Annotated in this window: 12 protein-coding genes; 7 read left to right on the top strand and 5 right to left on the bottom strand. The window is 44.6% G+C overall.

Annotated elements, in window-relative coordinates; genetic code table 11:
• Positions 1 to 24: 24 nt before the first annotated feature.
• From ACTNDQ_RS08125 to dnaA, 5 genes are all read right to left on the bottom strand, one after another.
• Positions 25 to 2,892: a tetratricopeptide repeat protein gene (locus ACTNDQ_RS08125; protein WP_441064359.1), complete on the bottom strand. Its 2,868-nt coding sequence runs from the start codon at positions 2,890 to 2,892 to the stop codon at positions 25 to 27.
• Between the two features lie 55 nt (positions 2,893 to 2,947).
• Positions 2,948 to 4,039: a DNA replication/repair protein RecF gene (gene recF, locus ACTNDQ_RS08120; protein ID WP_173754312.1), complete on the bottom strand. Its 1,092-nt coding sequence runs from the start codon at positions 4,037 to 4,039 to the stop codon at positions 2,948 to 2,950.
• Between the two features lie 4 nt (positions 4,040 to 4,043).
• Positions 4,044 to 4,250: an RNA-binding S4 domain-containing protein gene (locus ACTNDQ_RS08115; RefSeq protein ID WP_021650164.1), complete on the bottom strand. Its 207-nt coding sequence runs from the start codon at positions 4,248 to 4,250 to the stop codon at positions 4,044 to 4,046.
• 210 nt (positions 4,251 to 4,460) lie between these two features.
• A complete protein-coding gene (dnaN, locus tag ACTNDQ_RS08110) occupies positions 4,461 to 5,576 on the bottom strand; it encodes a DNA polymerase III subunit beta (RefSeq protein ID WP_015526556.1) in 1,116 nt (371 codons plus the stop codon).
• 278 nt (positions 5,577 to 5,854) lie between these two features.
• On the bottom strand, positions 5,855 to 7,222 hold the full coding sequence (dnaA, locus tag ACTNDQ_RS08105; RefSeq protein ID WP_015526555.1) for a chromosomal replication initiator protein DnaA: 1,368 nt from the start codon (positions 7,220 to 7,222) through the stop codon (positions 5,855 to 5,857).
• Positions 7,223 to 7,343: 121 nt separating this feature from the next.
• Between dnaA and ACTNDQ_RS08100 the strand changes: the two genes are divergently transcribed.
• The 7 genes from ACTNDQ_RS08100 (at position 7,344) to mnmE (ending at position 12,818) form a co-directional block, all read left to right on the top strand.
• Positions 7,344 to 7,589 carry a hypothetical protein gene (locus ACTNDQ_RS08100; RefSeq protein ID WP_129975748.1) on the top strand — a complete coding sequence of 82 codons (246 nt, stop codon included), beginning with the start codon at positions 7,344 to 7,346 and terminating at the stop codon, positions 7,587 to 7,589.
• A gap of 205 nt (positions 7,590 to 7,794) precedes the next feature.
• A complete protein-coding gene (gene rpmH, locus ACTNDQ_RS08095) occupies positions 7,795 to 7,929 on the top strand; it encodes a 50S ribosomal protein L34 (protein ID WP_005423866.1) in 135 nt (44 codons plus the stop codon).
• Positions 7,930 to 8,011: 82 nt separating this feature from the next.
• On the top strand, positions 8,012 to 8,374 hold the full coding sequence (gene rnpA, locus ACTNDQ_RS08090; protein ID WP_021650160.1) for a ribonuclease P protein component: 363 nt from the start codon (positions 8,012 to 8,014) through the stop codon (positions 8,372 to 8,374).
• Positions 8,352 to 8,564, top strand: coding sequence for a membrane protein insertion efficiency factor YidD (gene yidD, locus ACTNDQ_RS08085; protein ID WP_092072376.1), 213 nt, complete (start codon positions 8,352 to 8,354; stop codon positions 8,562 to 8,564). The genes rnpA and yidD overlap by 23 nt, the downstream gene beginning before the upstream one ends.
• 134 nt (positions 8,565 to 8,698) lie before the next feature.
• Positions 8,699 to 10,021 carry a membrane protein insertase YidC gene (gene yidC, locus ACTNDQ_RS08080; protein ID WP_279201360.1) on the top strand — a complete coding sequence of 441 codons (1,323 nt, stop codon included), beginning with the start codon at positions 8,699 to 8,701 and terminating at the stop codon, positions 10,019 to 10,021.
• A gap of 21 nt (positions 10,022 to 10,042) precedes the next feature.
• Positions 10,043 to 11,050, top strand: a complete 1,008-nt coding sequence (jag, locus tag ACTNDQ_RS08075; RefSeq protein WP_279201358.1) for an RNA-binding cell elongation regulator Jag/EloR — start codon at positions 10,043 to 10,045, stop codon at positions 11,048 to 11,050.
• Positions 11,051 to 11,441: 391 nt separating this feature from the next.
• Entirely contained in the window at positions 11,442 to 12,818 is a 1,377-nt protein-coding gene (mnmE, locus tag ACTNDQ_RS08070; RefSeq protein WP_441064358.1) for a tRNA uridine-5-carboxymethylaminomethyl(34) synthesis GTPase MnmE, read from the top strand.
• Positions 12,819 to 13,411: the final 593 nt, after the last annotated feature.

Below are 13,411 nucleotides of genomic sequence, written 5' to 3'. Positions count from 1 at the left end.
TTACCTCTGCTTTTCTGTTTATTTTCAGCTGAAATCCTTTTCAAGAAGTACGGTGAATCCGTCACGGTCCACACGCTTCTTGGAGCGTTTAAATAATCCGCCCTGTGCTTTTGCCATGGCATTATCCAGCATGGTCTTCACAGTTCCGATACACATCGGCTGATCTTCCTTCTGGTTGATCCCGATCAGATTGTACAATGCAAGCATGCCCATCTGATCAATGCGGAATCCATTTTCCATGGTGTAAACCTTGGCAAAATTAACAAGTTCATCATTTGTAAATACAGGAATATTGATCATGGATGTAAATTTCTTCGCAAGTTTCGGATATCTTGCGATCAGCTTACGCATGCCGATCTTTTCATCCTCGAGGATCACGATCATACCCTTTGTATTTCCATTCATTACTTCATCAAGCTCATCTGCTGTTTCCTGGGAAAGCTGGTTTGCGTTCTCAATAACAAGGAAACCGCCTGCAAGCTTGGATGCAATCTCTGCAATATTTTTTCCGTTAAGGTCTTCCGCAAATATGTAGGCAACCTTGGATGCCTCAATATTCAGCTCCTTGCAGATTGCCGGGATCAGACTTGAAATCAGTCTTGTTTTTCCAGTTTCTCTGCCACCCATAACGATTACATTTCCTGTCTGGGATGTATGATCCGCAGCGCCCGTCTGCACATCACAAAGCACATCCAGCAGCTGTTCTTTCATTCCCGGAACTGCTACAAAATAAGTGAAAAGCTGTTTCTCTTCATCTGTGAGCTGTCTTTTTCTGGAGATAATGGTATTCGGATCAATTTCCGGCTGAATATCCTCGATGAACCGCTCAAGCTGCTCTTCCTCCGTGAGTTCTTCTTCACTGTCGTCCTCTTCCATATCTTCTGTAAGGCTTGAGATAAAATCATCCTCTTCGTCATCTTCTGCCTCACTCTGAACGGAAACATCATCTGTACTGTATTCTTCTTCCTCATCGAGAGGTGTCTCTTCTTCTACAACAGTAGCAACATCATCCAGTTTCTCCGCTGTCTTTTCAGCAGTGTCATCTTCCGAAGCAGCCTCATCCAGGGATAATTCCTCCGGCATATCTGTGAGTGCTTCTTCATTCAGTTCTTCAATATCTTCAAAAGCGTCCTCTTCCACTGGCTTGGAAACACCGGCCGGGCCATTGAGAAATTCTGCTTCTGCAGCCTGCATATCTTCTTCTGTAACCGGCTCTTCATCTTCGTCCAGAATCAGATCCGGAACTCTTGTGCGCTCACGCTCAGACTGCTTCGCATCTTCTGCCTGCTGTGCGGAAATCTGCGCCATAATATCTTCAATATCTGCAGCATCCGGCTCTTCCGGAACAAATTCATCCGCTACGATATCCAGATCGTCTTCGTCATCTGTCTCCTCAGTTACATCTGACATCTGTACATCCGGTGATTTTTCTTCTTCCGGAATATCAATTCCCTGCTCTGTTGCGGCAGCAAGAATTGTATCCTCCAGATTGAACTCCTGCTCTTCTTCTGTTTCTGCCTTTGTTTCTTTATCCTTGGCCACCTCAGCCGCAATTTCATCAATACTTCCGAAAATTTCGGATGCGTCCGGAATTTTGGCTGCAGCGCTTGCATTTTCCGGGTCTACATTGATCATTGATTTCGGAATCTTAAGCTGTGGCATACGGATTGTCGCTGAGAAATCAGGTTTTCCTTCCTCGTTAAGCGGAACGCCGGATGGCTCTTCTGATTCCTTTTCCTGAGACGCCTTCATGATCTCTGCAACACTCTGGGATAATTCCTGTTCTGTAGTCTGTATAGGCTCTGCTGCTTCTTTCTGGATCTCTGCTTTTAATTCTGCAGTTCCTCCGGACAGATTTTCGATACCGGATGACAGCAGTTCTTCTCCATCTTCAGATTCCGGAATTTCTTCCTCTGTGTCCTCAGAATCCGTTTCCTCAGATTCTGCTGATTCTTCTGTGGCAGCAGTTTCTTCTTCCGGTGTTTCTTCACCTTCCTGAACATCCTCTGCCTCTTCCTCAGTGAAATCTTCTGATTCATCCTGTACGTCTTCTTCCATATCCTCTGGTTCTTCCGCTGCCTTCTTATGACCGCCGAAGATATCCCGGATACCTTTGGAAATCTTCTCCTGGAAAGTCTCAGCACTGTTCAGATCTCGTTCATCATCTACCTGAATCGTATCTGTAACCGGTCTGGATTCCTCATACTCGGACTCCCCTGCCGTTTCTGTTTCCTTACTTTCCCTGATCTCCTTCGCCTTTTCCGGCGGAATCAGTTTTGGAATAAAACGCTGTTCGTATTTCTCTTTTTCTTCTCCTGTGAGAACTCCCATACGCTGTTTCAGGTCAAGGGCCTTCATCACATAATTTCCATCATTAAACCAGAGAATCATCTCATTGCAGAGATCCAGGCACTTCTGCTTGTCTCCTGCCTTGTAATAGAGTTTGGCCAGTTCATAGGACCAGCGCTCTGTAAACTCTTTCTCCTTATATTCCTCAAGAATACGGATCTGTTCATTCAGAGATGCATTCTTTGCTCTGGCAATCTTGTATCGCAGTATATACTGACTGTTATCGTTACCTGCCACTTCTCTGTACTCATCAAAGAACTCTGTGGCTTCACTGATCTGTCCCATTTTCAGGGAAACCTCGATCAGACGGTAAAGTATGTTCTTGCCGATCGGCGCTCTGTGGTAGGCAAGAAGAAAAATTTCCTTGCTCTCTTCATAGCGCTTGTTGGCCGCGTAGATCTCGCCCACTACACAAAGGGTACGGACGTTTTTCACACGACGCCAGTCAATGCTGTCCACAATCTGCATGGCGCCTTTGTAATCCTGGGTCTCGACCAGCTTATTGATCTGTCCCAGCTTAACGCGAAACTCCTCTTTATCCAAAATATTCACCAACTTTCCATAATCAGAATCAGTTTACCATATGCATACGGGCTTGTCAAAACCCTTTAGGCATATAAACATGCCCCTTTACCACCTGAAAAACCCTGTTGATCTTGAACTGATGGCTGACAAAATCATCCAGTCCTGTACAGGTGATCAGAGTCTGTATATCGTGGATGCTTTCTAGCAGATATGTCTGCCTGCTGCTATCCAGCTCCGAAAGAACATCATCCAGCAGAAGCACCGGTGTATCCCGGATTTTTTTCTTCACCAGATAGATCTCCGAAAGCTTCAGGGAAAGGGCCGCAGTCCTCTGCTGCCCCTGGGAACCATACCTCCGGATGTCGATCCCGTTGACCTTTACGCAGAAATCATCTCTGTGCGGTCCCACGGAGGTCAGCTTCATCCGAAGATCCCGCTCCCGGTTCCTGGAAAGCTTATCCTCAAACTCCGCCGCCGTCACACTTGGCTCGTACAGAATCTCCAGCTCCTCGATCCCGCCGGTAAGGCCTTTATGAAGCCCCCTTGCGATCTCGTTAAGCTCCTCCACAAAGGCTTCCCGCTTCCCGATGATCTTCTTTCCGTAATCGACCATCTGCATATCCCAGACATCCAGGGTACCTTTCAGCCCGGGGTTCATACAACAGTCTTTGAGAAGACGGTTTCTCTGGTTCACGATGTGATTGTAGCCGGCCAGCTCCGTGATATAAACACCATCCAGCTGACAAAGCTCCGAATCCAGAAAACGTCTTCTCTCTCCCGGTCCATTCTTGATAATATTAAGATCCTCCGGAGAAAAAAACACCAGATTCACCACCCCCAGCAGCTCCCTTGCCTTGCGGATCGGCAGCCCGTTGATGGCAACTCCCTTTGCTTTGTTTTTCCGGAGGTGCATGTCTATTTTGTATGAAAGATCGCCCTTCTTCACCATCATTCGGATATGGGATTCCTCATTCTCAAAGCGGATCATCTCCCGGTCCTTGCTTCCCTTGTGGGATTTGCTGGTACCTGCCAGATAAACCGCCTCCAGGATATTGGTCTTTCCCTGGGCATTGTCACCGTAGAGAATATTGGTGCCCTGATCAAAATTCATCTCCAGCGACTCATAATTCCTGAAATTATTCAGTCTGATGGATTCAATGTACATTCCTTCACCCGATCACATAAATATCTTTTCCATCGTAGGAAATGGTATCTCCAGGATGGATCTTGCGGCCACGGCGGTTCTCCACCTCACCGTTTACCAGTACCAGACCATCATTGATGGCATATTTCGCCTCAACGCCGTCCTCCACAACACCGGCCAGCTTCAGCGCCTGGCCAAGCTTGATAAATTCGTCTTTAATTCTGATCTCCAATTTTTTCTCCTCTTATCTCCGGGGTATTTTCTCCGTCAGATCGGTCTTTTCTGATCTTCTGGCGGTATTTAAAATCCCCCAAAATACAAATTTCACCGGAAGGTGGTAATTTAAATACCCCCTTCCAGCAGTTTACGCATAAAACAATTTTCAGAACACGATCGCATTCCCATGCACAATCGGTCAAAAACGGTCACATTACCCCAGGTCTTATCTGGCCTGATTCTGGTTGATATTTACAGGAAGGATCAGGTAAGTATAGTTCTCCTCATCGTCACGGATAAAGCACGGGGCCTTCGGATTTACAAGATAGATCGTCACGGTTTCATCATCAATAACACGAAGCGCATCGATCAGGAATTTCGGGTTGAAGCCGATCATGATATCCTTACCCTCTTTTTCAATATCGATCTCTTCATTCATGGAACCCATTGCAGAATCAATGCGCAGCTCCATATCATCGTCCGTGATGTTGATGATGATCGGTTTTTTATCAACCTCACGTACCAGAAGTGTGGCACGGTCGATACAATCCAGGAACTCTTTTTTGTTGATCTTCAGTTTTGTCTCATAATCACTGGAAAGCATCTGGTCAATTCTGAAATATTCTCCCTCGATCAGTCTGGAAACTACCATAGTCTGATCAAATTCAAATAAAATATGGTTTTTTGTAAAGTAAATGCTGACCTGATCATCCACTTCTCCGGAAAGGATCTTGCTGACCTCGCTTAAAGTTTTGCCCGGAACTACCACCTTACGGTCAGAATAATCTTTCTTAAGAGACATTTTGCGGATAGAGATACGATGTCCGTCCAGAGAAACTACCTTCAGACAGTTATTTTTGATCTCAAAAAGTTCACCGGTCATAAGCTTATTGTTTTCATTTACAGCAATCGAAAAAATAGTCTGGCGGATCATTTCTTTCAGTGTGTACTGAGAGATCGTCAGCGGTTCATCCTTCTCGATCATCGGTAAATAAGCAAAATCTTCTCCTGATTTTCCAGGGATATTGAATTTTGCTTTTTCACAGGTAATGGTTGCTGCATATTTATCATCGGTCTTAATGGTAACATCATTATCCGGAAGTCGTCTGATGATTTCATAGAAGATTTTTGCATCAAGAGCAACTTTACCTTTTTCTTCAATAGTACCCTCAACGATCGTTTCAATTCCCAGCTCCATATCGTTGGTGGTAAATTTGATCTGGTTGGTGGTTGCATCCATGAGAATACATTCCAGAATCGGCATCGTGGTTTTTGATGGAACTGCTTTGAGTGCGATACTTACACTTTTTAACAGACTTGATTTGGAGCAGATGATTTTCATAGTGTGTATAACTCCCTTTCTGAATAATTTGTGGTTTTTATAAATATATTTATAGAAAAAATCCGCAGTAACCGCCGTAGGGGGCCAGATTTTGTGAAAAACTCCCGCAGGCCTGATGTTTTCAGGGGTTTTCCGTTGGGATAACTTTGTGTAAAAGTGGTAGTTTCGCATGTGAATAACCCGGGGATAAAATTACCGCCGCATTTTGGCAAAAAAAGTTGTACACATCTCTCCACATATAATCAACACGTTATACACCAGTAATGTGGAAAACTTCCCTAACCTTGTGGATTAATCTTCTTTTTCAATATATCAATGGTATTTTTTAAGTTATCGTCGTTCTGCAATTCGTTTTCGATCTTTTCGATACCGTGCATAACGGTGGTATGGTCACGGTTTCCGAGCGCTTTTCCGATATTTTTCAAAGGTGTGGATATGATCTCACGGCAGAGATACATGGAAACCTGGCGGGGCATGACGATCTTGGAGTTTCGTTTGTTTCCGCTTAAGTCCGCAGGTGTGACTCCGTAATGCTCTGCAACAACGGAGATGATGTATTCCGGTGTGATCACTTTTTTCTCATCCGGAGAAATAATATCCTTCAGTGCCTGCTCTGCCAGCTCCAGAGTTACTTCCTTTTTCTCAAGCTTGGCTCCGGCCATGACCTTGTTAAAGGCACCTTCCAGCTCACGGATATTGGATTTGATATTGGTAGCGATATATTTGATAACATCTTCACTGATGTTGTAGCCGTTCATTTCTTCATTTTTATGAAGGATCGCCATTCGGGTTTCGTAATCAGGCAGCGTGATATCTGCGATCAGACCCCACTCGAACCGGGAACGGAAGCGCTCTTCCAGGATCTCCATATCCTTCGGTGGTTTATCAGAGGATATGATGATCTGCTTTTTGGCACTGTGAAGACTGTTAAATGTATGGAAAAATTCCTCCTGTGTGGATTCTTTTCCTATAATAAACTGAATATCATCGACAAGAAGAACGTCGATATTTCTGTATTTTTCACGGAATTTGCTCATTGCCGTGTTATTTCCGTTTCGGATGGTTTCGATCAGCTCGTTGGTAAATTCCTCACTGGTTACATACAAAACACGGCTGTTTTCGTCGTGTTCCAGAATGAAATGGGCGATGGAATGCATAAGATGCGTCTTACCAAGACCGGCTCCGCCATAGATAAACAGTGGATTGTAGGTATCTCCCGGTGATTCAGCAACTGCAAGAGCTGCGGCCTGGGCGAATTTGTTATTACTTCCTACAACGAAGGTGTCGAAGGTGTATTTTGGATTTAAATGCGCTTCTTCGTAACGTGTATCCTGAACCTGTTTATCATAAGAAGTGTTTTTTTCTGTTTTTTTGGGGAGATCTTTTTCCAGAACGAAGCGAACCTCGCATTCTTCCATGCCTGTCAGTACACAGATAGTAACCTGGAGGGGTATTTTGTAACGTTTACTGATGTAATTGACTCCGATCGCTGCCTGTTCAGAGGGAACAACCACTGTTATCAGCTTTCCGTCAACCTCATAAACTTTCAGCGGCTTGAGCCAGGTATTAAAAGGGACATCAGTCACCTCATATTCAGATTTGACAGTTTGCAGGATCTCCTCCCATTTTTCAATAACAGCGTCCATTTTTTCCTCCCATGAGTATTATAATAACCCCAGTCTGCGACTGGAGATAGATATCCTTTTATATATTACAATGAAAATGGGGTTTTCGCAATGGAAAATCCTTGAGATTTTGGGGAAAAGAATGTGGATAATGTGGGGAAATTACTGTGGATTAGGGTGGATTATTGTGGATAAAAGTCCTGGAGGTTTCCATAAGTCGAGAATTGGTGGAAAATGTGGAAGAATTATGTGTATAAAAAAATCCACCTTAAAAATACCGCAAATAAAGGGTTTTTTTGAAAACGATGTGAACAAACCCTCTGAAAAAGTGGATAGATTTCCGGTCAATCCACAAGTTATCCACAAGTTATCCACAAAATGTGGATAATGTTACGTAAACCATAAGCGCTTTCCACATAAGAGAAAAAAATAAATACCGTAAGGTGGGGGTATTTTATAGGACCCTTGATTTTATCGGGTTTTTTGCAATTTTTACTTGACGAAAAGGAGGTTTATTTATATAATTGAAACGATGTTCTGAATGATAAGTTATTTCATAACAATTAAAAATAGATAAAGGAGGTGCTTTACCTATGAAGATGACATTTCAGCCAAAAAAGAGATCCAGAGCTAAAGTTCACGGCTTCAGAGCTCGCATGAGCACAAAGGGCGGACGTAAAGTATTAGCTGCAAGAAGATTAAAAGGAAGAAAACAGTTATCAGCATAAGCTGCAAGACCGCATTTATGTGGTCTTTTCTTCTATTCGGAGAAATATCCGCGCAGGCGGAATCTAATTAAGGAGGATTCGTTTGATCAGATCAGAGTCCTTAAAGAAAAATCAAGATTTTAAAGTTGTATATCAGAACGGAACATCGTACGCAAATCGGCTTCTGGTGATGTACGTGCTGAAGAATCAGCACATGAAGAATCGTCTGGGAATATCAGTAAGCAAAAAAGTAGGGAACAGTGTGGTTCGCCACAGACTCACCAGACTGATCAGAGAAAGCTATCGTCTCAACGAAACAGATTTTGACAGTAACCTTGATATTGTAGTAGTAGCGAGAGCCGCAGCCAAGGGCAAGAGCTTTCACGAGATCGAGAGTGCTTTTCTGCATCTTGCAAGAAAGCATCATATAACAGGGAATGAACATGATAAAGAAATTTCTGATTAAGATGATAAGGCTCTATCAAAAATATATATCGCCGATGAAGAGAACGAAATGTCCTTATATTCCCACATGTTCTCAATATGGTTTGGAAGCAATCGAAAAATATGGCGCATTTAAGGGCAGTCTTCTTGCGGTATGGAGGATATTGCGATGCAATCCTTTTTCCCACGGAGGCTATGATCCTGTGCCATGAATTATTTTGTGACTGTTCAGCCTTTTCCCGGGCAGAGCAGTTATCGGAATTTGTAACTGTTCAGTACCTCCGCAGTTAGTGGACGAATGAATAGTTACCGGACTTTTACAATTGAATAAGAAGTCTAGGAGGAAATGAATTTGGAACTGTTTTTAGCAACAAAAACCGGAACTCCTATTATCGGACAGATCGCGTCTGTGATGGGATGGATCATGGATGGCATATATAAGATGCTTGACGGCCTGTTCGGAATCCAGAACATTGGTCTTTGTATCATTATCTTCAGTATTCTTATCTTTGCCTTTATGACACCGCTGCAGATCAAGCAGCAGAAATTCTCCAAGTTAAGCGCGATCATGCAGCCTGAGATCCAGAAGATCCAGAAGAAATATCAGGGTAAAAAGGATCAGGCCTCCATGATGAAAATGAACGAAGAAACCCAGGCTGTTTATCAGAAATATGGTGTTTCTCCAACCGGTAGCTGTGTACAGTTAGCCATTCAGATGCCTATTCTGTTTGCTCTGTATCAGGTTATCTACCGGATTCCTGCTTATGTTGGAAGTGTAAAGAACATTTTTACTGGTGTAGTTGACAACCTGGTAGCTGTAAACGGATACACAGATATCCTGCAGCAGTTTATCACAGACCATTCCATGACACGAGTACGTCTCGTTATGGACAGTGCCGGAAATGCTACAAGTAACTCTATTGTTGATTTTCTGTATGCACTTTCTCCTTCCCAGTGGAAAGAGCTGGCACAGATGGATCAGTTTTCAGGATTTTCTGATGCGATCACAAAAGCATCCGGCAATATTTCCAAGATGCAGGGCTTCTGTGGACTGAATATCGCAGACCAGCCGCTGTACTATATCATGGAATTCTTCAAAAATCATGGTTCTCTGTTACTTGCGATCGTAGCACTTCTGATCCCGGTTCTTGCATGGGCAACTCAGATGCTGAACCTGAAGCTTATGCCACAGGCTGCAACACAGCCGGCAGACGGAAATGATCAGGCCAGCGCAATGGCAAACTCCATGAAAACCATGAACATGGTCATGCCTCTGATGTCTGCATTCTTCTGTTTCACATTCCCGGTTGGTCTTGGTATCTACTGGATCGCCAGTGCTGTCGTTCGAAGTGCCCAGCAGTTTGCGATCAATCGTCATCTTGATAAGATGAACATTGATGATCTGGTTAATGAGAATATGAAGAAGATCGAAGCGAAGCGTGCGAAGGAAGGACTTCCGCCGCAGAAGATCACCAATCAGGCTCATCAGTCCGCCAAGAATATCAATAAACCTGTGATCAATAAGGGCAACAGCGGAAACAACGGTGCTTCAGACAGAGCACAGAAGGTTGATACTGCTTATGAGAAGGCAAGAAGTGCAAAACCGGGCAGCATCACAGCCAAAGCAAATCTCGTAAGAGACTTTGATGAGAGAAATAAGAAGAAATAATCAGGAACGGAGGGGTTCGTAATGGAGGATTACATTCAGTTTTCAGCAAAAACAAAGAATGAAGCTATCACAAAAGCGTGTCTTGAGCTTGGAACTTCCAGTGACCAGCTTGATATTCAGGTTATCAGTGAAGGCAGCTCCGGATTCTTCGGAATCGGCAGCAAACCTGCCGTGATCAAAGTTCGCAGAATCGAGCCAGTTTCTGATATGCAGGAAATCGATGAACTGGTAGAGTCCGTGAAACTGGACGCTATCAAAGAAGAGAAGAAATTAGAAAAGCCTTTTACTCCGGATGTAAAGAAAGAATCTGCACCGAAAGCAGCTCCTGCAGAGGAGAAGAAGCCGGTGAAGAAAGAAGCTGTACAGGTGGAGAAGGCATCTGAAGAAGCACCTGCAAAGGCAGCAGCGCCAAAGGAAAGACCTGCAAGGGATTTCCAGGGCAAAGCAAAGCCTGCACGTGAGAAACAGCCAAGAGCTCCAAAGGAGCGTCAGCCGAAGGAAACACGTGAGAGAGCACCGAAGCAGGGCAGACCGATAGAGATCCTCAGCGATCCGGAGAAGATCAGAGAGGTTGAGGAGAGAGCAGTCGTATTTCTTCGTGACGTATTCGGCTCCATGGATCTTGGAGAATTGGAGATCACATCGAAATACAACACTGCAGACGGTTCTCTGGATGTGGATTTTGAAGGTGAGGATATGGGTATCCTCATCGGAAAAAGAGGCCAGACACTGGATTCTCTTCAGTATCTGACAAGCCTTGTGGTAAACAAAGGCGAGTCTACCTACATTCGTGTAAAACTCGATACCGAGGACTACAGACGCCGTCGTAGGGAAACTCTGGAGAACCTTGCAAGAGGAATCGCCTTCAAGGTAAAGAAAACCAGAAAACCGGTAGTTCTGGAACCGATGAATCCGTACGAAAGAAGGATCATCCATGCATCTCTGCAGGGCAACCGCTATGTAGAGACAGTCAGTGAGGGAGAAGAACCTTACAGACATGTAGTAGTAAAACTGAAACGCAATAATTGATGATCCACCGGTAAAGCTATAAGCCGTATCCCGGAGCGTAAGCTCCGTGGGTACGGCTTTTTTGTATGGAACTGAAAATTAAAAATTATCATTGCAATCTCCGCAACAATTCTTTATAATCATTGAAGAGCAAATAACAAAAGATATTTCTGCAGCGGACATCCGGAATGCAGAGATCAGCATTATAAATATGGAAACTGACAGAAGATGTTATTCTAGGTGAAAGCGTGAATAACACGTGTTTTTTGCGTGTAAAAAGCTTTTCCGGAGTAACATTTTTGCGTTTAACCGGATGCTTTTATCCGCTGGACCAGGATAAACGGCATGGTAGCGATCAGCTGCAGTGTGATATAGCGGATGCTTTTATCCGTTTGACAAAGGAGAGTGAAAAATGGAAGAGACAACGATTGCTGCGATTTCCACAGCTATGAGCGCATCGGGAATCGGGATCGTCAGGATCAGTGGCCCGGAGGCTTTTGAGATCGCATCCGGAGTATACCGTTCCAAGGGTGGAAAAAAATCTCTGAAAAACGTCCCAAGCCACACCATCCATTATGGATATATTTATGATAACGAAGAAATGGTAGACGAAGTGCTGGTCATGGCCATGCGCGGACCACGGACATACACAGGAGAAGATACCATAGAAATCGACTGCCACGGCGGCGTTTTAGCCATGAAAAAGGTACTGGAAACTGTGCTGAAAAACGGAGCCATTATTGCCGAGCCGGGAGAATTTACCAAGCGTGCATTCCTCAATGGAAGGATCGATCTTTCCCAGGCGGAGGCCGTTATGGACGTGATACAGTCCAAAAATGAGTACTCATTAAAGAATTCTGTAGGACAATTAAAAGGTTCAGTCCGAAAAACTGTACAGCAGATCAGAGAAAAACTACTGTACCATATAGCGTACATTGAATCGGCATTAGACGATCCTGAGTACTATGATCTGACAGGATATTCGGAAGAATTAGAACAGATCGTAGCAGAAGAAAAAGAAAAAATACAGAACCTGTTAAAAACAGCCGGAGACGGAAAGATCATACAGGAAGGTATCCGGACCGTGATCCTGGGCAAGCCGAACGCAGGGAAATCTTCTCTGCTGAACCTGCTTCTGGGAGAGGACAGAGCCATCGTGACCGATATCGCAGGAACCACCAGAGACGTACTGGAAGAGTATATCAACCTGCATGGGATCACATTAAAGATCGCTGACACAGCCGGAATCCGCCAGACAGAAGACATCGTAGAGAAAATCGGCGTATCCAAAGCCAAGGAAATGGCAGCAGACGCAGACCTGATCCTCTATGTCGTAGATTCCTCCGTACCGTTAGATGAAAACGACGAAGAAATCATAAAAATTTTGCAAGAGAAAAAGACAATTGTCCTCTACAGCAAGACAGACCTTGAATCTGCTATAGATATAGAGGATTTAAAGAGCAGAATAAACCAGCCGGTGATCCCGATCTCCGCAAAAGAAGAAACCGGGATCACAGACCTGGAAGAAAAAATCCGGGAAATGTTCTTCAGTGGGGAGATTGACTTCAATGATGAAGTCTACATCACCAATGAACGCCACAGACAGGAACTTTTAAAAGCACAGGAAAGTCTTTCTCTGGTAGAAAATAGCATAGAAAGCGGAATGCCGGAGGATTTTTATTCCATAGACCTGACAGATGCATACGAAAGTCTGGGACGGATTCTGGGAGAATCACTTGGGGAAGACCTTGTTAATGAGATATTTTCTAAATTTTGTATGGGGAAATAATAACCGCATGGGCTGCGGAGACCCCGGCCGAATGGCCGCATGGATTGCGGAATCCCGGCCGTATATGCCGCATGGATTGCGGAACTCCGGTCGTATAACCGCATAGGCTGCGGCCTCCGGCTGTATGGCACATAGGCTGCGGCCCCCCGCAGAGGGTAGATCACATTGGAATGTGAGAAAACCGCAAAGGGGCACAAGGCCGCGCCCCTCTGCACACCCCTGGGCCTTTTTTATATAGTGCAGCGATTGTGGAATGCTGAAAGAAACTAACTTGTGTCTGTATGCTTCTGTATCGGCAATTCGACACTGAGCCGAAATGTATCAAACGGAACTTTGTATATTTCTGTAGGATATATTGTTGCATAATATAGATCGCGGAGACCCGGCCGAATGGCCGCATAGATTGCGGAACTCCGGCTGTATATACCGCATGGATTGCGGAACATCGGCCGTATATGCCGCATAGGCTGTGGCCTCCGGCTGTATGGCACATAGGCTGCGGCCCCCGCAGAGGGTAGATCACATTGGAATGTGAGAAAACCGCAAAGGGGCACAAGGCCGCGCCCCTCTGCACACCCCTGGGCCTTTTTTAT

The sequence above is a fragment of the Blautia massiliensis (ex Liu et al. 2021) genome (assembly GCF_052064225.1).
Classification (GTDB): domain Bacteria; phylum Bacillota; class Clostridia; order Lachnospirales; family Lachnospiraceae; genus Blautia_A; species Blautia_A fusiformis.
Note: the sequence above shows the minus strand (reverse complement) of the source record. Positions and strands in the feature narration are given on the sequence as shown.